This is a genomic window from Bacillus cereus group sp. MYBK30-2, assembly GCF_051915945.1.
GTDB lineage: Bacteria > Bacillota > Bacilli > Bacillales > Bacillaceae_G > Bacillus_A > Bacillus_A paramycoides.
This window is the reverse complement of sequence record NZ_JBQAFR010000001.1, coordinates 446,040-466,087: the sequence shown is the minus strand read 5'-3', so window position 1 is coordinate 466,087 and position 20,048 is coordinate 446,040. Positions and strand designations below refer to the sequence as shown.

The window sequence follows — 20,048 nt, the reverse complement described above, 5'->3', positions numbered from 1 at the left end:
TATCGTATTTTCTTTATGTTCAATTTCAATTTTGGATGACTATCTATTTTACAAATGATCTTTCACATATCCTTCTGCTACATATGCGAAGTAATAATATGCTGCTTATATTAATAAAATTAGGTATTTAACGTATTTAATTGATTATATATGTTTGATTTTCTTGAATGCTGATTCTAATTATGTCTTGTTTTATTAATTCTTCAGTTACTTTTGTATAGAAAAAGTGATACCACCAAATAAAAAATTCTTCGTAAGTTATTTCTTTTGAGTATCTGCTGCTTGAAAAGTATTCTTTTAAAGGTTTCTCATTTTCTTTAAATAATAAGATCAAATCTTCACTGATCGTGTTCGCGATTTCGCTAAGTATAGATAAGTCAGCTTTTTTAAACACTGGGATAACGGGTTGTGAATTTTGATATAAGCCTAATTTCTCGTAAAATACATTTAAATTTAAGTCTGCTTGTCTATCTACTGCTACAAAATTTTTAATTAATTGCTTTTTCGTATAATTAATATCCGCAATAGCATTGTGAAAATATTCTTCAAACATTTCTTTATTCGCAGTTATTAAATTCAAGGTTGTATATCGAGTGTTTCCATAAAGTCCAATTTGATATTCTCCTAAATCCAAATACGTATTACCATACATCCCAAAGGCCTCTTTGTCTGTTTGTTCTTGTTCTTGAATCGCATAATAATATCTTTTATTATTTCTCAAAGGCCGTTCCGTTTCTAAATAGTTTTCTTCAATGTTATTTATTTGTCCAGAATCTAATAACACCCCACTATAAAGTAAAAGACTATACGATTCTTTAGATAAATGATTAAATGTCTCAATTCTTTTAGAAATAGCATCAATTTGATTAGAATACTTCTCAATTATGTTAAGTGTAGGTTTAATTAGAGGCTCACATAGGTGATACAGCTTTTCCCCTTCATTAGCTGTTATAACCATACACGTTGGATAGTAACTCCCTCCTGTCTTTTTCAATAAACCTTCTAGTTCTAGTGCATGCATTTGTTTTTCGAATTCCTCGTTAGTCCAATTTAGCTCCGTTTTTATAGCATTTGATTCTATACCCAGATGAAGCATTACAAGTAAATATTGAAGATTAGTTCCACTTATTTTTATAGATGGAGAATTGTCTCCAGATGAAATCGTTTTAGTCTCATAAGCTGTTTGTAGTACTTTCTCTGGGGTATTAATAACAAGCATCGTTGAATCACTCCTTTTTAATTAAGTTAGTTGTAAAATCTATGTATTAACTATGTTCTATAAATAAAAATAAGTATCCTCTAATAATCTCAAATTAAAAAACGTAGTATAGATATACTACGTTTTTTTGGGTTTTTATAATGAATTATTGCTATATGTTAAATTGATTTCTTCATAGTCTTTTTTAAATTGATTATCATTTTTTAACCGACTTTTAAATGTTAATTCGCTAGAATGTCACTTTCTTTTTGAGAAATGCAGACACATTAGCAAGTAAGGCAATTTCTGAGGTGTTCTTCCCTTCTGCATAAAGCTAAATTATTTCCGATTTTGATAGTATACTTTTGGACTTCTTTTTTCTTTCTTCAGGCATTTAAAGACTCTCCTTCCATTGGATAATTAGATGAATTCCTGCTTCTTAAACCTATAGAGAAACTTATATTCTGCGTGGTTTATGATAAGGAATTTACTTAATTAAAACAATTTACAATTACATAATATTAGTTTTAGCTGCTGCTAAATGAACTTCATTTTATATATATAAATAATAAATTTAACGAATTTATGAAATGTACTGCATTTAAGGTAAAATGATATAGTTTACACTACAAATAGCTAGAATAACAACATACCTATATTGTTAAACGTAAAAAGGAGAACGAATGAAAAAGAAATATATAAATCAGATTCCTACTGATGTAAGTTTTAAACCAAAAGATATTATAGGTTTAATGACTGATTACTTTAAAATGAAAACAAAGCTACGTCCTATAAAAGATTTACCTATTGTTTTATCGAATAAAGATAATGAATCTTTAGAGAGTGTTACATGGTTCGGCCACTCTGCTTCTCTTTTGAAAATAGAGGGTAAAAAGCTTTTATTAGACCCGATGTTTGGTGATGCCTCTTCCCCATTTCCTGTTTTTAATAGTAAACGTTATAGTGGTAATTTTTCTTTAGAACGTGAAGATCTTCAAGAGATTGATGCGATTATCATTTCTCATAATCATTACGATCATTTAAATTACAAAAGTATTATGCAGTTAAAAGATCATGCAAAGCACTTTTATGTTCCGACTGGAGTTGCACGTTATCTGATTAAATGGGGTGTTTCACCTAATAAAATTAGTGAGCATAATTGGTGGGATGAAGTTACGTTTGATAATATTAAATTAGTTTGTACACCTGCAAGACATTTCTCAGGACGTAGTATGACAGATAGAGATTGTTCATTATGGTGTTCATGGGTTATCCTTGGTCAAGAAACTAAAGTCTTCTTTAGTGGTGATAGTGGCTATGCTCCTCACTTTCAAGAGATTGGTGATAAATACGGCCCGTTCGACCTTACTTTAATGGAATGCGGGCAATATGATACGAGATGGTCTGCTATTCATATGTTACCTGAAGAAACTGTTAAAGCTCATATAGACGTTAAAGGAGGATTACTTGTTCCTATACATTGGGGTGCTTTTACATTAGCATTACATGAATGGAGCGATCCAATCGAACGAGTTACGAAAGAAGCAAATCGTTTAGGGGTTAATATTGCAACGCCACAAATTGGTGAATCTATTACTTTAAAATATACAGATTATCCTACGTCAGCTTGGTGGCGAAAAGTTTAAAAATAGAAAAAAGCGAACCTTCTATAAAAAAGTGGTTCGCTTTTTCTTAATCATTTAACTGGAATTACAGCTTTCATCATTTTTGTCCAATATAATTATACTCATTATTTTATTATATTTGCTTTCCCGCTATCTAAAACTCTACTTGTCGGTACAGAGGTAATATTAATAACTGTATCCATGCTTTTATCAGTCAGTTCGATGAGTTCGTTTTCGTGATTTATTTTATTTAAATCCCACACCATTCCATTAAACTCGTTATGCTGTCCGCTTACTCTTACAATACTTTTTGTTTTATTTGAAGGCTGTATTTGAAGGTTTGTAAATTGATTCCCACTTATCTCATTTGGTGTAGTTACATGACTATCCATATAAATCATATTTACACAATCCTCTAGAGAAAAGTTCATAAAACGATTGGCATTTATCCAAGCATGTCCAGAGTTCGGTTTTTTTGCTACTAATTTTATCCCAGTTTCCATTCCTACAACTTTAATGTTTTCGAAGTTAATAAACGAAATTTCATTTTCTTTTCCACCGGAATATAAAGAAATTCTTGTACCTTTATTTGTTTCAGTCCAATTTATAATATTTATATCTTTTATTTGTGTTTTGTGCCAAGTGTTATAATACTTATTCTTTCCGTCTAAATATATAACTTCAGAATTAAATTTAGGATCATCGATAGCTATATAAGCTCCTTCAATAGAAGCATTTTTTTCTAGTTCTAGAACCCTAAAGTTTCCCTCAACAACAAATTGTGTTCCATAACCGAATAATAATTTCACCCCTTTTTTAACAATAATTGGTGACGTGATTTTATACTTTTTATCATCGAGCAATACTGTTTTAATTTTACTAGACTCTGCTTTATTAATAGCAGATTGTATTTTGTTTGAATCATTGTTTCCTTTAAAGTCTTCTACATACAACTTATTATTTTTAGCCAAACTTTCTTTATTGTAGTAATGATAAAAAGCAAAAATAATTAGAACTATACCTATGAGTAAAACAATAAATTTCTTCATCACATTCATCCTCATATAAAATTTCTCCTTAGTAACTCTTTAAATGCACTATGTTTTTTATATTTAGGTAGTAATTATTTTGCTATATATTACAGATTACAATTGATACTTTGTTTATGATTGAATTGTATTTAGAATTTATGTATTACTCCCTTTTTTCCTAATAAGCTCTAACTGGTGATATAAGATGTACTGCTGCAGATTGTTCTCCTGCTTCAATTAATATCGGTCTCATAGAACCACCAAAACTTAAAGTAACTATATCTTCTTTCATTGCTTTTAAAGCATCAACCATAAAGCGTCCATCGAAAGATATATTTAATTGCTTTTGTCCGTAAATGGTATCTATTTGTTGTGTTTCTGATATTTTACCGACCTGAGAAGCGTTAGAAGAAATTTTTATTGTGGATTCATCGATGATTTCTAAATTTACGTTGTTATTCGCCCATTCACTTGCTAATAAACTGGATCGATCTACACCTTGTAAAATCTTTTTTCTGTCTATATTAATTACTGTTTGAAATTCACGTGGTATTAGGCTAGATATATTAGGGTATTTTCCTTCAATTAGTCTTGAATACAACGCAATTGTACCGAATTTAAAAATAATGTGACTCTCTGAAAGATATATGTATACAAAATTTGAATTGTTGTTCATTAATTTTAGAAGTTCACTAATAGTTGAACTTGGTATAATGCAATTTGCTTTCGCATGAGATGAAATTAGTATTTCACGCAAAGCCAGTCTATGTGAATCAGTCGCAGCGCAAACTAATTTATTGTGATCAAATACGATATGTACGCCAGTAAGAACTGGTCTGGATTCATTTCTAGCAGCTGCAAAGGAAGTTTGTTTAAATACTTCGATTAATTTTTCTGTCTCTACTTGTATTTCTGCATGTTCGTCTATATATGGTACATTAGGAAACTCATTCGCTAAGAATCCATTTAAGTTTAATGTAATTTCATCAGATTGAATGGTAATTATTTGCTCATTCATGCTTTTTATTAAAATATCACTTGGCATTTTCTTTATAATTTCAATGAAATATTTAGCCGGTACAACAATACTTCCTGCTTTAAAGATAGTTGCAATTTGTTCGTCTTCAATTGAACTAGGTATAAATTTTTCAATGAAAATATTCGAATTACTTGCGATTAAAGTTATTCCAGATTGATCTGCTGTTATTTTAATTCCAGATAATATAGGAATTAAAGTTTTTGTCGAGATAGCTTTACTCACTTCTGAAAGAGCTTGTGCAAATTGTTTGTGTTTAACGATAAACTCCATGTTTCCCCCGCCTTAAATGAAATAATATCTTTATGAAGATTGATGAATTATAGTTCCATTAAAAATATAAGGTACTGTTTCTTTCCCTTGCAAAATTCCTTTTAATTGTTCTGGTATACGTAAATAAGGTTCTGCTATATGTAATTCCATCCAGATAATCTCTTCAATTTCTTTTGGCCGCGATATACATATTTCTCCTCCGATTATTTCCCCTAAAAAATTAAAGAAGATTGCATGATGTCCTCTCTCTTCAAAAAGGGCTTCGCTAATGAAACAAATCCCTTTTACGGATATGTCTAACCCTGTTTCTTCTTTCACTTCACGAATTGTTGCCTCTTCTAACGTTTCCCCGGATTTAACTGCGCCGCCTGGTAATGTGTAATAAGAACCATTTTTCCCTTTGTTTTTAACCATTAAAAGTTTTTCATGAGTTTCATCATATAAAAGTGCGTATGTTACATTTACTTTTTTCATATGTAGTCCCCTTTAATGATAAGAATTTTCTGTCTTTATTACATTCTACCATTAAATTGTTTTGATTCATAAAAAGTAATATGAATAAATAATTAATACGAAACGATATCCCGTTCATAAACACAGAAAAAAAGAGCATATTTTGAAAATGATTAATCAAAATACACTCTTAAATGATTCATTTATAACCTTTTTTCTAAATAGTAATGATTATACCCTTTAGGGTGATCTTCACTCATTCCAATCACTTTATATCCATGCTTTTTATAAAAATTTGGAGCTTGGAAACTAAAAGTATCTAAGTTTATCAGCCGACATTCTTTTTCAATTGCGAATTCTTCAATAAGATTCATTAATTTGCTTCCGTAACCTTTGTGTCTATATTCTTCAGAAACCCATAGGAAGTCAACATGTACATGGTGCCAAAATGTGATTGCCGTTATCCCTCCTACTATTTCTTCTTTTTCATTTTTTACTATAAAACTGACCTTTTCTGAAGGTGTTTTTTCTTCATTTGAAAGTTGTTTTTGGTTATATTCAATTACTTTTTCTCTTATGTAATCACTATCTTCTTGTACCCATTGCTTTACTATTTTCATTTTAAGTATCACGCTCCTTTATGTTATTTATTCAATTTAATAATCGAATTGTCCTGTCTTCTTTAATATTAGGTTATGTAGTAAGTAAAGAGACAAAATTAGATTTTTTGAATGACATCCATTGTTTATACATTATTTTGTAATGAAAAAAAGCCCTAGTATAAGGACTCTTTTTTAGCATTAAGCTATTTTCCGATTTAACTGTTTTATTTCCTTCTTCTTTTCTGTATTTGGTGGGCGGATTAAAATAGAAATAACGAAAGATATAATACTTAAAACACCGATTGTAATGAAAGTTGGCTGAAATCCGCCGAGTAGTGCGCCGATAAATGATCCTGCGAGGGCACCAAATCCGAACCCTTGGTAAACAATCCCATAATTAGTACTATGATTTTTTAATCCGAAGAAATCCCCGACGATGGCTGGGAATATAGTGATGTTACCACCAAAACAAAAAGCAACACTTGCTACACAAGCAAAATAAATACCGTAATTTAATGGAATAAAACTTAAAGTAAAGACGGACAATCCAATAATCACAAATGTCGCAGAGACGATTTTTAATCTGCCTATTTTATCCGATAACGTTCCAAGAATAATTCTCCCCACTGTATTAAAGATGGCAATCATTGCGACGGCATTAGCTGCGGTTGCTGCACTAAGACCAACGAGCTGTACCCCAATGTCTTTTACCATTCCGATTAAATACAAACCACCCATACATGATGTGAACAGCATAAAAAATAAGAGATATACTTGTTTAGTTCGCATCATTTCACGCGGAGTATAGTCATTGTGTAATGTTTCAGTTACGGTGTTACTTACGTTTGCTTCACGTAAGAAGAACGATCCGATCAATACTAAAAGTAAGACGATAATACCCCAATATAAAAATGCTTGTGATACACCAAGACTATTAATAAGATTCCCGTTTATATATCTAAAGATTAAGCTACCCATTCCGTATGCTGAAACAGATATACCAGAAATGAGTCCTTTACGATTCGGAAACCATTTAATTAAATTAGATAGTGATGTAATATACGCAGTTCCATCTGCATAACCAACAACAACACCAGCTAATAAATAAAGTAATGGTAATGATGAAACTTGTGAACTGAGTATTAAACCGAGTCCTAGAACAATACCTGCAGTAGCAATGAGTTTACGAAGTCCTAATTTTTGTTGTAGCTTTGCTGCAAATAGTGTTGAAAATGATAAAGAAAAACTCGTAATAGAGAAAGTGATTGCGACTGAATTAAGGTTCCATCCAAACTTACTTACAAGGGGCTGATTAAATAAACTCCATGTATAAATTGTTCCTAGGCCAATTTGAACAATGATTGTACCTAGAACAATTAGCAACGGATTTATAGATGTTTGTTTCATACTAACTGTCCCCTTCTTTTTTTCATGATATGAATTTTCACAGTTAGTATATCCATGATAAATATCAAGATACTGTACGGAAAATGGAAATTAAGTTAGTATACACAAAAAGACACTTCATAAAGAAGTGCCTTTTTGCAGGTTATATACAGAAATATTTAAAGAAAGCTTTGTTAAGATAAGACATTTTCAAATGCTTATGTACATATGTTATCAAATAATTGTCTAAATGTGATGAGACTTAAGACGTATTTTTCTTTCATAAAAAAGTCGGAGAGAAAATTAATATTCAATTTCCTCGAAGTCTTTCGGTTGCGGTACAGTTTGCATATTAGCTGCATCTTTCGGATCACTATAAATCGCGTTTTGTTCCGTATTTACATCTTTTATATTTTGCTTCTTATTTTTATGCACTTCTTTCTTCATTAAACCTCACTCCTTTACTTTATAGGAGTAGTTATGCCCTCATCGTATTATTTTTATTGCTGCTAAATGTATCAGCGACTAAATTACTAAATTCACGTAAATAATATAAATAATTATCCCCGCCGTAGTTATATCTTTTGTTGTACATTTTTGCGACGACAACATTATATTCTGGAATCACTAAAATTGTTGGTCCTGTAATTCCTAATATTTGATAAGACCCTTTAGGAACTCGTTCACCAAGTTCGCTAAGCAAAGCAGGTTCGTTTTGAACGAACCAAAATAGCCCGTTTTGTGGCAGTTCTTTATTTATATAGGCTGGACTCTGTAAACTAGTAGCAATTTTTATAACTTCTTCTGGCACAATTTGTTTACCAGTTATGACACCTTGATTTAAATGAAGATTTCCCCAATAAGCAAATTCTCTAGCAGAGACAAAAAGATTTTTTTCCGTACCATCATCTACTGTGCCAATAGTACATATCGCGTCATCGTTTGGATTTACAACAACATTAACTAAATTATCATCTTGCTGTCTTCTCCATCCTGTTTCTTTGAAGTTAGCTGGTTTAAATACACGCTCCTTTAACAGTTCAGGAAAACTTTTATTATAAAGCTGATAAATAAGACGTGTAATCATTCTTACATTAATATCTCTATACGCCCAAGCTTGTCCAGGTTCAAATTCACGATAAATTGTCCCATCATCAGTTTCATTTAATCCGTGCGAATGGGTTACTAAATGTCTTATTGTTGTTTTACCGAGTAACGAAGGATCACAGTCTTTAAAATAAATTACTGCTTCGTCATCTAGAGATTTTATTTTCCCCTCATAAAGCGCATATGCTACCATTAGTCCTAAATAACTTTTTCTAGCGGAAGCAACATTGAACTGTGAAGTTGCTGTTATCTTTTTACTATTTGGTGTGTTTGAATGATTTCCGCTATAATGCTCTAGTACAATTTTATTATTTTTTATAATACAAAGTGCTGCCGCAGAACTTTGGTTTGTCTCTTTAATGTTTTCTACCCATGAAATTAACTTCTCAAATGTGTACAAATGAACATCTCCCTACAACGTATAAAAATGACAGTATGAAAGAAAAGCGTCAATACTATATAATCGGGTATCTACACTTTTCTTTCATGAAATATACTATTAATTTATGTTACTTAAATAATCCACCAGCTCCAGCAATTAGAGCAGCCGAAACAACCAAAACAACCAACACAGCCTACACAACGTCCACCACAGCCACCACAGCCACCACAACGCCCGCCGCATCCGCCACAACGCCGTGCATCATCTTGAATGTAGTAGTAAGGATACTGACTTTGTTGTTGATCCCAGTACACTACATTACCAGGTTGATACTCATTAAGGTTTAATGATTGTAGTTCTTGTTGAAACTCATTCATTACGAAAACCTCCATTTATAAATATAAATTCCGTCCAAATTTTTAAGTATATTTACTTTTTAAAATAAAGTAGAAATAAGGCTATAGACTAAATGCGTACATCAACAAAATATGACTTTACATTAGGTGATGTACCTTGTTTTTGAGCCTATTTTCTTTATATCTTTTCGGTGGACGTATTTACTATAAATAGAGCGACTTAAAGGTTACTAATCCAACAATTTAGTAGTTCATCACTTAATCTTCTTTCAAGTAATTCTTTAACTAAAGGCGACGGCATTATTTTATAAGAATTAATACTCTCATTATTAAAATCAATCCAATGAAATGCTAGATGTGATTCTTTAGATATTGGTGCTAAATTACAATGTAACTCTTGTGAAGCTATTTCAAAAACGTGGTTAATTTCATGATGAAGTGTTTCTCTGTCTTGCCATTGGTTTTCAATGACTCCTAAAAATTGTTTTATACTGCAACTTACTCCAAGTTCTTCTCGTAACTCTCTTATTAGTGCGTTCTCTGCTGATTCACCAACTTCAACATGACCGCCAGGTAAAAAATAGTGATGTCCTATGTATTCAGCAACTAGCAATTTTTCATCTTTAATCATAACAGCTCGTACAATGTGATGGAATTTACTGTTCAATTGATATTCCTCCTAGTTATTTACTTTATACCTGATTAAAATAGTCATTTAAAATTGGGATAATGTAAATCATAGGCGTCTCATAAGGATGAATTTCATTTATAACTTCGAGAGCATCTTTTACAAGTTCTTGTTTACACTTTATTTCAACTTTACATTCTTTCCCTTCGCATATTTGACCAATTTCGCCATTAAAAGGTGTTGCCTCTGCCAATGGTCTCCAGTACCCTTTAACTGAACTATAAGAAAGACAATTGTCATAATGTCCAGTTCTACAAGCACCAACTTTATTTAATTCATCTCGTAATAATACAACGTATCCTTCAGGAATAAACACTTCGATTTTAACCTCAGTAAATTGCATGTATCAGTTCACACCTTTACATTATTAAAGTTATACAAATAAACGATATACTTGCTCACCATCATAAATCTTTCCTAATGGTTGAAAACCGTACCGTTCATATAGTTTTTTTGCAGAAATATTATCCTTATGTACAGTTAATCTAATTTCTTTACACTCTTTAAATCTATTTTTTATTAAATTAATAATTTCCTTTAACGCTGCTTTACCATATCCATTTCCTTGCTGTTTTTTATCAATGATAAATCCGTTTATCCAATACATGTCTGTTGTCTCCCGTACAAAAGCGTGCATAATAAAACCAACTATAAGATCATGATCATATATAGCGAAAGGAATATATTCAACGTTTTCACCATCTGGCTTTATGTATACTTTAGCAAGTGATACTGCAACTGCCGGGACAAATTTTGTTTGATTTTCTTTAACTTGTAAGTTTAATGCCTCTTCCCAATTTTCTCTCGTAACAACTTTTAATTGGACGTTCAATATTTTAAGCTCCTTTGTATAGAGAATGTATCTTTTATATTCAACGGAGTGAAATAAATCCCTTTTTCGACATCGCCTTATAACATGATTTTCATAAAATCCTGAATGAATTTTTCCTCATCTAATTGTAACGCTATACGAGCCCCTTCAGATTTAGAATGTGGGCGAAAATCAGCAAAAGTTTATCCCTTCGTTTCGCCGCATATATCCACAGTTACTTTTCGGGATGTATATTTTAAAAACGTAGGATTCACCAAACCGCTTATAGCAAGTACATCATGTAATAATGGCCCTTCAATAGATGGATTGAGCTTTTGGTATGCTGATAAATAATAATCGTACATGGGTTTCATGATCGATTTAAATGGATTTTTTGTATTAGCTAAAATATAAGTAAATACATTTGGAGTTAAAACTGTTTTATTTGTTACATTTAAAGGGAATAACGTTAAATTTTTCGCTTGCTGAAGTACAATTTTACTTGCTACAGGATCTCCGTACACATTTGCCTCTGCTAATGGAGTAACATTTCCTGCTTCTAAAAAGACACCACCCATAAAATAAATTCCTTTTACATTTAACATCATGTCGTGCCATAAATTAAAAGCAATCGCTAATGAGGTAGATCTTCCTACATCGACAATTGTTAAATCTTTGCCATACTTTACGAGAATTGCTGCAATACTACCAAAATTGTATATCGGAATAGATAACACGCTTTCCGGTACATGAATAGGACCTAATCCTTCTGGTCCATGAATTTCAGGATAATACGTTGTAATTCCATTTGTAAGTGGACTAGTTGCACCGCTAATGACAGGAATATCTTGTCTGTTTGCTAACTGTAAAATATACGCGGCATTATGAGCGGCATGTATATGTTCAACATTTCCATATCCAGTTACGATACCGACAATTTCAATTTCAGGATGTAGCAAACCATACATAATTGCAAAAGAATCATCAATACCTGGGTCTCCGAAAAATAAAACTTTCTTCAAGAAACGTTCTCCTTTCATAGGTAAGATAATTATGTATATGTAGAAATAATTTAAATCTATACAGTTCTAAGCAAATATTAATGGTAAGTAGTGTATTGATAAAAAAGAACTAGCATTATGCTAGTTCTTACTCTGGTAATAATCTAATAGTATAATTAAATTTCGTACAATTGCTAGACTAGCGCATTTTAATATAGATATTTTCCGCTATATCTATATTAAAAGCCCCATATCAATTCAATATTGTTGGTTTCAAATTGCAAATACTCACTGAACTGTATTACTATAATTTTTCACTCTCAATTTGCATATAATTCTCTTTTTTAAATGTTAAATGAGCAATCACAACTCCAAGTATAGTAATTATCCCTCCGATTATCGAAACAAAGGTTGGCAACTCACCTAACCATACCCAAGCAATAAAACATGCAGTTACTGGTGTTAAATATAGAGAACTTGTTGCCTCAGAAGCACCCGCATGGGATGTAATATATGCTAATGCAATATACGGCAGTACTGTCGGAAACACACCTAAATATATAACGCTCAAAGTAGTTTCTATAGGAGCTGCTACGATTTCTTGATAAATCCCTGGTAAAAAAATAAGCATACATACAGTACCAGACCAAATTGTATATATTGTAAATGGTAAGAAACCGTACTTTTTTAAATACGACTTTTGGAAAACGAAAAATAGACTTTCTGAAAATGCCGCTAATAATATAAGTAATACCCCGCTATTCAATTGAATGGAATCTCCTTGACTTAATGATAAAAAAGCAATTCCTACTAAACTAATTACACCACCAATCCAACCATTTAATTTCATTTTTTCATTCATAAAAACAGAAGCAAGAATTGCCGTTAATATAGGTGTTACTGATACAATTAAACTAGCAGGTCCAGCATTCACATTCTGTTCACCGTAGTTCAGTGCAATATGATAAATAGTAAATCCTAGAGCGCCAAATATAAAAATTACTGGAATATCTTTCAAGTCTGGTAAACGTAATTTGTATATAAACGAAAACAGTAGAAGAATCAAAGAAGCGATTAATAATCGTAGCAAAGTGAGGTGCTCAGGCGTGTAAGCTTCAAGCCCCATTCGAATCCCTGGAAAAGCAGTTCCCCATATAAGAATCGTAAAAGCGTGAGCACATACAATACGAAAATCCCATTTTTTATTATGCATATTTTCTCTCCCTCTCCAATAAACCAGCCATTTTCTAATTACCAATTATTTCTTTTCATCATATTTAATAGTTGATACAATGTCTTCAACCAGTTATTCCTCGAAAAAACCAACCAATTTGCATTTTTAAAATGAATGAGGGAGTTTTTTAATATGTCTACCGATAAAAAATTACCAAAATATCGACAAATAATAGACTATATGAAAGAGAAAATTGAAAACGGAGAATGGCCAATTGGAAGTAAGATTCCGAGCCAGCGGCAGTTAGCAAAATTATTTCAAGTAAATCGTAGTACTATAATAACTGCGCTAGAAGAACTTATGGCAGATGGTTTAATTCAAGGGAAAATTGGAGCGGGAACAATTGTAATGAATAATACATGGTCATTATTAGCGACTAATCCCCCGCCTGATTGGAGTGAATATGTGAAAGCTGGTATTCATAAACCCAATAAATTAATGGTTCGAGAAATTAACGAAGCAGAAGCAAATAAAAAATTCATTCATCTGAGTAAAGGAGAACTTGCACCTGATCTTTTCCCGTTAGAAACTATGCAATTCATTATGCGTAACGTATGTGAGGAGCTAGATTATTTCGGATACGAGGAACAAAAAGGATATTTCCCTTTACGTGAAGCGATAAGTAATTATGTAAAATCATTTGGAATAAATACTTCTCCAAATTCTATATTAATAGTCTCTGGTGCATTGCAGGCATTACAATTAATATCAATCGGTCTTTTACATAGAGAATCAACAGTGTTACTTGAACAACCTTCTTACTTATATTCACTTCATGTATTTCAATCGGCTAATATTCATCTTTCTGGAATACAGATGGATAAACATGGAATTATCCCGAATGATTTGTTAAGAAGAATTAATTATAGTCAAAAGAAAAATATTTTATATTCGATTCCTTGTTTTCAAAATCCGACAGGTGTATTAATGTCCAAAGATCGACGAAAAGAAATACTAAAAATATGCGAAAAAGAACAATTGCCTATTATTGAAGATGATATTTACCGTGAATTATGGATTGATGAAATATCGCCACCGCCTTTAAAGTCGATGGATAAACATGGACATGTATTATATATCGGTAGTCTATCTAAAACACTTAGCCCGGGACTTAGAATTGGTTGGATTATTGGACCAGAGCCTGTTATTGATAGATTGTCAGATATAAAAATGCAAACTGACTATGGATCAAGTTCTTTATCTCAAAGAGTTGCTGCGGAATGGTTAAGTAAAGGTTTTTATTCGGAGCATGTAGCGAACGTAAGAATTCACCTAAAAGAGCGAAGACAAATAATGATACAAGCTTTAAATAAGTATTGTGCAGATATTGCCACGTGGGATATTCCTAATGGTGGATTATTTATATGGCTAAAGATTGTTCCTAACATTTCGATGAAAAAACTATTTTCAGAGGCTCAATCAAAGGGTGTTCTTTTTAACCCGGGACGTATTTATGAGGAAGAATCAGATCAGTTTATACGTTTGTCTTATGGATATGCTTCTCCTGAACAAATTACTCAAGGTATTATTATATTAAGTAATTTGATTCGTAAGTTAATGGCATAATAAAAAATCCTCTTTTATATAAAGAGGATTTTTTGTGTACCTTTTTTACCACAATCTCATTTCCTGTCCTAATAAAATAAGTTCTTTATAGGGATCACCATCAATTTTTAATACTTGCGCAAATGCCGGTTCTGTTTTTACACCTCGTTCTTTTAATTCAATTACTTCTCCTCTAATGTGTGGGTGCTGCATTAATAGCATGTGCTCCACTATCATATGTTTATATGCATTTTGGTTACGAACTGGCTGCGGTTGAGCAAATAATTCAAATTCAAAACCTTCAAATTGAAAATTCACCTTTATTGTTAAGATATTTTTAATATTTTTCTTTTTCATTTCAAATCCTTCGTATGAGCCATACAATGATCTGATTTCCTGTTCAAAAAAATCATAATTATGTACTTCCATTACAATGTCTAAGTCAGAATGAAGGGTATCAATTCTAATAGGGATTGTCCCGCAAAGTACAGGGCTATATAAAGCTAAATCCTCCATTATGTTTAGTTTATTAATAACTTCGTAAACTTTTTGTTGCTTATCATTCCCAGATTGTAAATATGTGATAGATGTAAACATAGAAGTCTCTCCTTCATTTAACGTAATACTCGTCTCACTAAATTTGAGAAAAAATTTAATCGTTTTATTTTGTTCGAGGAGTACCTACATTTCAATATATTAAGCCGAACTAACAATGTTTTTCAACTTTTCTCCTATACTGCAATACTATAAAAATAAAAAAGGAGGAATTTTTATGAGCATTTTCAACATGATTTTGTTCATACACATATTATTTGGAGCAATATGCTTAATCACTGGTATCGTAGCGATGCTTGCTCAAAAAAAGAAAGGAAAACATACAGAATGGGGCGAAATATATCATGCATCCTATGTTGTTATAACCATTACTGCAATTATATTGTCCATATTAAATTGGGATAAAATCGCATATTTATTTTATGTAGCAATTATCTCCTATGCATTTGCGATTTACGGATATCTTGCAAGAAAAAAGAGATGGAAAAATTGGCTAGGGCATCATATTAGAGGTATGCTAGGCTCTTATATCGGTGCAGTTACCGCACTTTTAGTAAACATAGGGATGTATATTCCTGTTATAAATTTACTTCCACCAATATGGTTTTGGTTCTTACCTACACTAATTGGCATTCCTCTTGTATCTAGTGTATCAAAAAGGTATAAAAAACAAAGGTAAAATTAATTACAGTTTAATTACTTTCTAATTTATTTTTATAGGGATGACCAGGAAGAGAAAATAAAAAGAATCCAATAATATTTGGATTCTTTTTATTTATGATTTTTTTTAGACGAAATTGAATGCAAACGATCCGGATAATTAGTAAATATCCCGTCTACACCCCATTTTATTAACTTTTCCATATCTTTTTCATTATCTACTGTAAATGGATGAACTTCTAATCCATGTTTCTTTATTTTTTTTACATAGGCTGCATCAATATATTTATAGTTCATGCCTAGGCCAATGCAGTATGTTTTATAGTTTTTTATTTCTAAATCTGTTAATTGAACTGCTTCTTTAAATGATAATAATTGTACTAACGGTATATTGGCATTTAAACTATGAATCTTTCGTAGACTTTCTTCACTAAATGATTGAATAATAACTTTATCACTTATTTGATATTGATTTATAATTTCAAATAACTTTTCTTCCATTCCCGGATATTCATCTGGTGATTTTGTTTCGATATAATAATTAGCATTATGTCCAAACGTTTCAATAATTTCTTCTAGTGTTGGAACTTTAGCATTTTCAAATTCTTTCTTTGCTAACTTTGGATACTTTTTATTGAAAAAAGAACCTGCATTCAGTTGTTTTATTTCATCTAATGTATGATCTTTTACAAAACCAGTACCGTTTGTTGTGCGGTTTAATGTTTCATCATGCATAGCTACTAAATGTCCGTCTTTTGTCATTTGGAGATCTATTTCTATGTAATCTCCCTTTAATTGCTGTCCTAATTTATACGCTTCTAATGTATGTTCCGGTGCATATGCAGAAGCCCCCCTATGCGCGATGTTTTTAATATGATTTGATTGATTAATAGCTTTTGTATATTTATGTTCATTTTTTTGGTGAAAAACAAAAATGCCTATTACTATAAAGAAACAAATGATTGTAATTATAGATATTTTCTTCATAACGGTGTGTTTACTCCTATACTTAAAGCGGCTTGCCTTGGATGAATTATTCAATTAAATGCCGATTTTCAAAAACAGTCATTTGTCCTACAGCTTGAAAGCCAGATTTTTTATAAATATTTATTCCATCAGGTGAAGCTTGTAACACGCAATAAGTATCTTTTAGTTGTTTGGCTTCTTGAAGCAGGAAATTGAACATAGTAGAACCAAATCCTTTTCCTCTCATATCTTCTTTAGTCGCTATATCATAAATACCAACGCTATCTTCCGTACATACTAAAGAGCCAACAGATACTACCTTGCCTTTATAAAGACCTAAGTATAGTTTCATGGCATCACTATTCCATAAATCTAAAGAGGCAATTTGATTATAGTATGCTTGAACGTGAGTACCTTCTGCTGATGTACCGAATAAAGCCGCTAACGTTTCACCAAATTGTAGTATTTGTTCTGGTGTAGACGCTTTTTGAATTATAAAATCTGCTGGTACGTCTATTATTGGATTTATTGTTTTTAAATCTGCAACCATTGCAATATTATTTTCTGCTTCTTTTAAGCCAAGTTGTATTAATTTGCTATTAATATTTTGCTCTTGCTCCTCATCCCAGAACCAAACACTCATTGGAAAGCTCTTTTGATTAAAGTGTTCTATCTCAGTATATAATTGATCGACTCCTTTCGTTAAGTTGTTGTTTAGTAAAGTAATAATATTGAATGTATCTGCAGGTAAACTGCAGTCAACGGCAATATAATCCTTTGTTTCTTTTACATTCATACCTTGCACATGACGGGCAACATATGTAATTTTGTATATAAAATTATCTATGAGTAAATTTTGATAATTCATCAATTATGCTCCTTTAAAAAATAGTAATTAAATAATATCTATATTAAATATAACATATAAGGAATTTCACATAATCTATGCTTCTCCCTTTTTTAACCCCTGTATATCACACGATGTAGCATGATAAGAATTAAAAATGATATAACATTGTCGGAATGAAAAAAGTGGTATATAATAAATATTAACATTACTAGTAATTATTTTAGGTATTCCTAGAATAAAGGAGCGATACATATGAAAATTACTATTTATTTCGGAAGTCATGAAGATCAAGATGTTCGTACTATGGACTGTCACTTAGATGTAGAAGATACAGAAGAGATTGTTTCTGTATCATAATATAAATAGTTGGGACGAACCCTCTTCCCTACAGCGTTTAAGACACCTTTTACAGGTGTCTTTTTTGTTTGTTTTTTCATCAAAAAACCTTTACTTTAGAGCGTTTTAATAGTAAAATATAAATATACGAACAAACGTTCTTTTTTATTTTAATTGTACATGAAGGGATGATTTTTACAATGGCTCAAGCAAAGCGCAGAGGAAGAAAAAAGCAAACACCTATTATTTCAAATACAGGCTTTATCGGCTCTGTCTTTATTGATACATTGGAGTTACATAAGAAATCCTATTATTTCGCTCGTAAAAAACTTCAAATTGTTCATCACGTTTTAGATGGTCTATCTGGAGCAACGAGTGCTTTATTTAAAGAACATAATATCTCCGCATACATGTCATGTGTATATTTACATAAACAAAAGAAAATCGGATTTGTTCTTTCAACAAAACCTTTTGAACAAAGTGATGGCGTTGCTTACTTTATAAATTATTTGATCGAAAAAAATTTTTATGGTGACGAAGAAGTAGAATATCAAGAAGTATTTAATACAGGTTTTATTGGTGTAGTATTCGCCGATTTATCTAGTATAGAGCGTTTTAATTTTGATTTCGAAATGAGTATGTTATCAAAATTAATGAAAGATATGATCATTCCTGTTAAAGAGCTCTTTTTACGCCACAATGTACCAGCATACATCTCTACTTCTCATTTAGAAGAGCAAAATAAATTAGGTTTCGTTCTTTCTGTAAAGCCATACGATGAACGTGCAGAAGCCGATTTATACTTTGAAACATATTTAAAAGAACGCGGATTATATATTGGTGATGAAGAGGATGATATTGATAAAATCGTTATTAGAAAAACAGTTGAATTACGATAGAAAAGCGCAGGAGTATCATCCTGCGCTTTTGGTAATTTATGAACCACAAGCATATCAAAAAATCTTTCCCACCAAATCACTCTCTCAAGTAATGATTATCCCCTAAAACGTTCATTTTCGGAAATGAACTTAAATATTTTTTATTCTATCAAACATATAAACCCGTTCAAAAGAGAACGGGTTAGAAATTTTAAATATTCATGTATTCTCCTTTAAGGATACCAAATATTTCTAAATCGATAACTCCTTTACCAGACCATAATGTGGCTTGTCTTAACAATCCTTCCTTTATAAAACCGTTTTTTAAGAGGACTTTCGTTGAAGCCTCGTTTGCGGGCATGACCTCTGCTTGAATTCTATTTACATTCACTTCATCAAATAAAAATTTTACTAGCATATGAACGGATTCAGTCGCAATGCCCTTGCCCCAATTGTCCTCTGCTAAAAAGTAACCAATAGATACCATGTTCACTTTTTGATTAAAATCCATAGCTTCTATAATTCCCAACAAAGTATTATTTTGCTTTTTCTGAAAGATTCCCCACTTAACTCTACTTTTTTTATGATAATCCCTATCAAAATGACCAATCATCTTCTTTACCGTTTGTATATTATGTTTAGGAATGATCCCGCAATATTCAAATACATTTTCGTTGTCATAGATCATATATACTTCTTGTAAGTGTTCCTCTTCAATTTTTCTTAATACTAGATTGGCAGACTCCAATACTGGGAAATCTCTAAAAATCATTTCTAAATTCATGTTATTCTCTCCTTAAAATTATTCCTCAATGGGTATGTAAATCTTCATTTTCATTTGGAAATATTGAATTTAAGACATCGGTAATATCAGTAAGTTCTTTTCAATGAATTCAATTGATTTTTGTATACTTTCAAAGTAATCCATTCCTCAACACCTCTGTATAGTTCATATTTTATAATTTAAACAAAAGTTTTTTTTGATAATTTGCACATTTATATTGTAACCTACACATTATTCTTTTTTATGGGATTTTGAGTTCAATTTAAAAAACAGCTTTCCTTTAACGTAAGG

At 31.4% G+C, this 20,048-nt stretch carries 21 protein-coding genes and 1 pseudogene; 4 read left to right on the top strand and 18 right to left on the bottom strand.

Translation table 11 applies throughout. The features are described from left to right. Positions 1 to 136 precede the first annotated feature (136 nt). Positions 137 to 1,219 carry a hypothetical protein gene (locus tag ACTFQM_RS02480; RefSeq protein WP_440033343.1) on the bottom strand — a complete coding sequence of 361 codons (1,083 nt, stop codon included), beginning with the start codon at positions 1,217 to 1,219 and terminating at the stop codon, positions 137 to 139. A 662-nt stretch (positions 1,220 to 1,881) separates the two neighbouring features. Between ACTFQM_RS02480 and ACTFQM_RS02475 the strand changes: the two genes are divergently transcribed. Beyond that, positions 1,882 to 2,844, top strand: a complete 963-nt coding sequence (locus ACTFQM_RS02475; RefSeq protein ID WP_440033342.1) for an MBL fold metallo-hydrolase — start codon at positions 1,882 to 1,884, stop codon at positions 2,842 to 2,844. Between the two features lie 104 nt (positions 2,845 to 2,948). Here the strand turns inward: ACTFQM_RS02475 and ACTFQM_RS02470 are convergent, their stop codons facing one another. The 13 genes and pseudogenes from ACTFQM_RS02470 to ACTFQM_RS02410 all read right to left on the bottom strand — a co-directional run bounded on the left by ACTFQM_RS02470 (position 2,949) and on the right by ACTFQM_RS02410 (position 13,162). Beyond that, entirely contained in the window at positions 2,949 to 3,887 is a 939-nt protein-coding gene (locus ACTFQM_RS02470; RefSeq protein ID WP_440033341.1) for a hypothetical protein, read from the bottom strand. 145 nt (positions 3,888 to 4,032) lie between these two features. Continuing rightward, complete coding sequence (dnaN, locus tag ACTFQM_RS02465) at positions 4,033 to 5,163, bottom strand: DNA polymerase III subunit beta (protein ID WP_440033340.1); 1,131 nt, start codon at positions 5,161 to 5,163, stop codon at positions 4,033 to 4,035. Positions 5,164 to 5,193: 30 nt separating this feature from the next. Continuing rightward, complete coding sequence (locus ACTFQM_RS02460; protein WP_440033339.1) at positions 5,194 to 5,637, bottom strand: NUDIX hydrolase; 444 nt, start codon at positions 5,635 to 5,637, stop codon at positions 5,194 to 5,196. A gap of 182 nt (positions 5,638 to 5,819) precedes the next feature. After that, positions 5,820 to 6,236 carry a GNAT family N-acetyltransferase gene (locus tag ACTFQM_RS02455; RefSeq protein WP_440033338.1) on the bottom strand — a complete coding sequence of 139 codons (417 nt, stop codon included), beginning with the start codon at positions 6,234 to 6,236 and terminating at the stop codon, positions 5,820 to 5,822. A gap of 180 nt (positions 6,237 to 6,416) precedes the next feature. Beyond that, positions 6,417 to 7,625 carry an L-lactate MFS transporter gene (locus ACTFQM_RS02450; protein ID WP_440033337.1) on the bottom strand — a complete coding sequence of 403 codons (1,209 nt, stop codon included), beginning with the start codon at positions 7,623 to 7,625 and terminating at the stop codon, positions 6,417 to 6,419. A gap of 282 nt (positions 7,626 to 7,907) precedes the next feature. Further along, a complete protein-coding gene (locus ACTFQM_RS02445) occupies positions 7,908 to 8,051 on the bottom strand; it encodes a hypothetical protein (RefSeq protein WP_002172143.1) in 144 nt (47 codons plus the stop codon). A gap of 31 nt (positions 8,052 to 8,082) precedes the next feature. Next, complete coding sequence (locus tag ACTFQM_RS02440; protein ID WP_440033336.1) at positions 8,083 to 9,111, bottom strand: serine hydrolase domain-containing protein; 1,029 nt, start codon at positions 9,109 to 9,111, stop codon at positions 8,083 to 8,085. A gap of 113 nt (positions 9,112 to 9,224) precedes the next feature. Continuing rightward, on the bottom strand, positions 9,225 to 9,470 hold the full coding sequence (locus tag ACTFQM_RS02435; protein ID WP_440033335.1) for a heterocycloanthracin/sonorensin family bacteriocin: 246 nt from the start codon (positions 9,468 to 9,470) through the stop codon (positions 9,225 to 9,227). A 199-nt stretch (positions 9,471 to 9,669) separates the two neighbouring features. Next, complete coding sequence (locus ACTFQM_RS02430) at positions 9,670 to 10,116, bottom strand: NUDIX domain-containing protein (protein WP_440033334.1); 447 nt, start codon at positions 10,114 to 10,116, stop codon at positions 9,670 to 9,672. Between the two features lie 25 nt (positions 10,117 to 10,141). Next, a complete protein-coding gene (cutA, locus tag ACTFQM_RS02425; RefSeq protein ID WP_440033333.1) occupies positions 10,142 to 10,480 on the bottom strand; it encodes a divalent cation tolerance protein CutA in 339 nt (112 codons plus the stop codon). A gap of 30 nt (positions 10,481 to 10,510) precedes the next feature. Continuing rightward, positions 10,511 to 10,969: a GNAT family N-acetyltransferase gene (locus ACTFQM_RS02420; protein ID WP_440033332.1), complete on the bottom strand. Its 459-nt coding sequence runs from the start codon at positions 10,967 to 10,969 to the stop codon at positions 10,511 to 10,513. 77 nt (positions 10,970 to 11,046) lie between these two features. After that, positions 11,047 to 11,970: pseudogene (locus ACTFQM_RS02415) on the bottom strand (nucleoside hydrolase). 283 nt (positions 11,971 to 12,253) lie between these two features. Beyond that, entirely contained in the window at positions 12,254 to 13,162 is a 909-nt protein-coding gene (locus ACTFQM_RS02410; protein WP_429700683.1) for a DMT family transporter, read from the bottom strand. Positions 13,163 to 13,315: 153 nt separating this feature from the next. Between ACTFQM_RS02410 and pdxR the strand changes: the two genes are divergently transcribed. After that, positions 13,316 to 14,749: a MocR-like pyridoxine biosynthesis transcription factor PdxR gene (pdxR, locus tag ACTFQM_RS02405; protein ID WP_440033331.1), complete on the top strand. Its 1,434-nt coding sequence runs from the start codon at positions 13,316 to 13,318 to the stop codon at positions 14,747 to 14,749. Positions 14,750 to 14,794: 45 nt separating this feature from the next. On the opposite strand, the gene ACTFQM_RS02400 is transcribed toward pdxR, so the two are convergent. Continuing rightward, positions 14,795 to 15,325, bottom strand: coding sequence for a DUF4269 domain-containing protein (locus tag ACTFQM_RS02400; protein ID WP_002172152.1), 531 nt, complete (start codon positions 15,323 to 15,325; stop codon positions 14,795 to 14,797). Between the two features lie 175 nt (positions 15,326 to 15,500). Here ACTFQM_RS02400 and ACTFQM_RS02395 point away from each other — a divergent pair, with 175 nt between their 5' ends. After that, complete coding sequence (locus tag ACTFQM_RS02395; protein WP_440033330.1) at positions 15,501 to 15,962, top strand: DUF2306 domain-containing protein; 462 nt, start codon at positions 15,501 to 15,503, stop codon at positions 15,960 to 15,962. Between the two features lie 92 nt (positions 15,963 to 16,054). Here the strand turns inward: ACTFQM_RS02395 and ACTFQM_RS02390 are convergent, their stop codons facing one another. Beyond that, the gene (locus ACTFQM_RS02390) at positions 16,055 to 16,930 is read right to left on the bottom strand and encodes a glycerophosphodiester phosphodiesterase (protein WP_440033329.1); all 876 of its coding nucleotides are present in this window, start codon (positions 16,928 to 16,930) and stop codon (positions 16,055 to 16,057) included. Positions 16,931 to 16,976: 46 nt separating this feature from the next. Then, entirely contained in the window at positions 16,977 to 17,777 is an 801-nt protein-coding gene (locus tag ACTFQM_RS02385; RefSeq protein WP_440033328.1) for a GNAT family N-acetyltransferase, read from the bottom strand. Between the two features lie 506 nt (positions 17,778 to 18,283). Here ACTFQM_RS02385 and ACTFQM_RS02380 point away from each other — a divergent pair. Continuing rightward, positions 18,284 to 18,994, top strand: a complete 711-nt coding sequence (locus ACTFQM_RS02380) for a hypothetical protein (RefSeq protein WP_082183018.1) — start codon at positions 18,284 to 18,286, stop codon at positions 18,992 to 18,994. 190 nt (positions 18,995 to 19,184) lie between these two features. Here ACTFQM_RS02380 and ACTFQM_RS02375 read toward each other — a convergent pair whose 3' ends face one another. Beyond that, on the bottom strand, positions 19,185 to 19,757 hold the full coding sequence (locus ACTFQM_RS02375) for a GNAT family N-acetyltransferase (protein WP_440033327.1): 573 nt from the start codon (positions 19,755 to 19,757) through the stop codon (positions 19,185 to 19,187). Positions 19,758 to 20,048: the final 291 nt, after the last annotated feature.

Coding starts and splice junctions, on each gene's coding strand:
- ACTFQM_RS02480 (WP_440033343.1), bottom strand. CDS start 1,219: ATGCTTGTTATTAATACCCCAGAGAAAGTACTACAAACAGCTTATGAG.
- ACTFQM_RS02475 (WP_440033342.1), top strand. CDS start 1,882: ATGAAAAAGAAATATATAAATCAGATTCCTACTGATGTAAGTTTTAAA.
- ACTFQM_RS02470 (WP_440033341.1), bottom strand. CDS start 3,887: ATGAGGATGAATGTGATGAAGAAATTTATTGTTTTACTCATAGGTATA.
- dnaN (WP_440033340.1), bottom strand. CDS start 5,163: ATGGAGTTTATCGTTAAACACAAACAATTTGCACAAGCTCTTTCAGAA.
- ACTFQM_RS02460 (WP_440033339.1), bottom strand. CDS start 5,637: ATGAAAAAAGTAAATGTAACATACGCACTTTTATATGATGAAACTCAT.
- ACTFQM_RS02455 (WP_440033338.1), bottom strand. CDS start 6,236: ATGAAAATAGTAAAGCAATGGGTACAAGAAGATAGTGATTACATAAGA.
- ACTFQM_RS02450 (WP_440033337.1), bottom strand. CDS start 7,625: ATGAAACAAACATCTATAAATCCGTTGCTAATTGTTCTAGGTACAATC.
- ACTFQM_RS02445 (WP_002172143.1), bottom strand. CDS start 8,051: ATGAAGAAAGAAGTGCATAAAAATAAGAAGCAAAATATAAAAGATGTA.
- ACTFQM_RS02435 (WP_440033335.1), bottom strand. CDS start 9,470: ATGAATGAGTTTCAACAAGAACTACAATCATTAAACCTTAATGAGTAT.
- cutA (WP_440033333.1), bottom strand. CDS start 10,480: ATGCAATTTACTGAGGTTAAAATCGAAGTGTTTATTCCTGAAGGATAC.
- ACTFQM_RS02410 (WP_429700683.1), bottom strand. CDS start 13,162: ATGCATAATAAAAAATGGGATTTTCGTATTGTATGTGCTCACGCTTTT.
- pdxR (WP_440033331.1), top strand. CDS start 13,316: ATGTCTACCGATAAAAAATTACCAAAATATCGACAAATAATAGACTAT.
- ACTFQM_RS02400 (WP_002172152.1), bottom strand. CDS start 15,325: ATGTTTACATCTATCACATATTTACAATCTGGGAATGATAAGCAACAA.
- ACTFQM_RS02395 (WP_440033330.1), top strand. CDS start 15,501: ATGAGCATTTTCAACATGATTTTGTTCATACACATATTATTTGGAGCA.
- ACTFQM_RS02390 (WP_440033329.1), bottom strand. CDS start 16,930: ATGAAGAAAATATCTATAATTACAATCATTTGTTTCTTTATAGTAATA.
- ACTFQM_RS02385 (WP_440033328.1), bottom strand. CDS start 17,777: ATGAATTATCAAAATTTACTCATAGATAATTTTATATACAAAATTACA.
- ACTFQM_RS02380 (WP_082183018.1), top strand. CDS start 18,284: ATGATTTTTACAATGGCTCAAGCAAAGCGCAGAGGAAGAAAAAAGCAA.
- ACTFQM_RS02375 (WP_440033327.1), bottom strand. CDS start 19,757: ATGAATTTAGAAATGATTTTTAGAGATTTCCCAGTATTGGAGTCTGCC.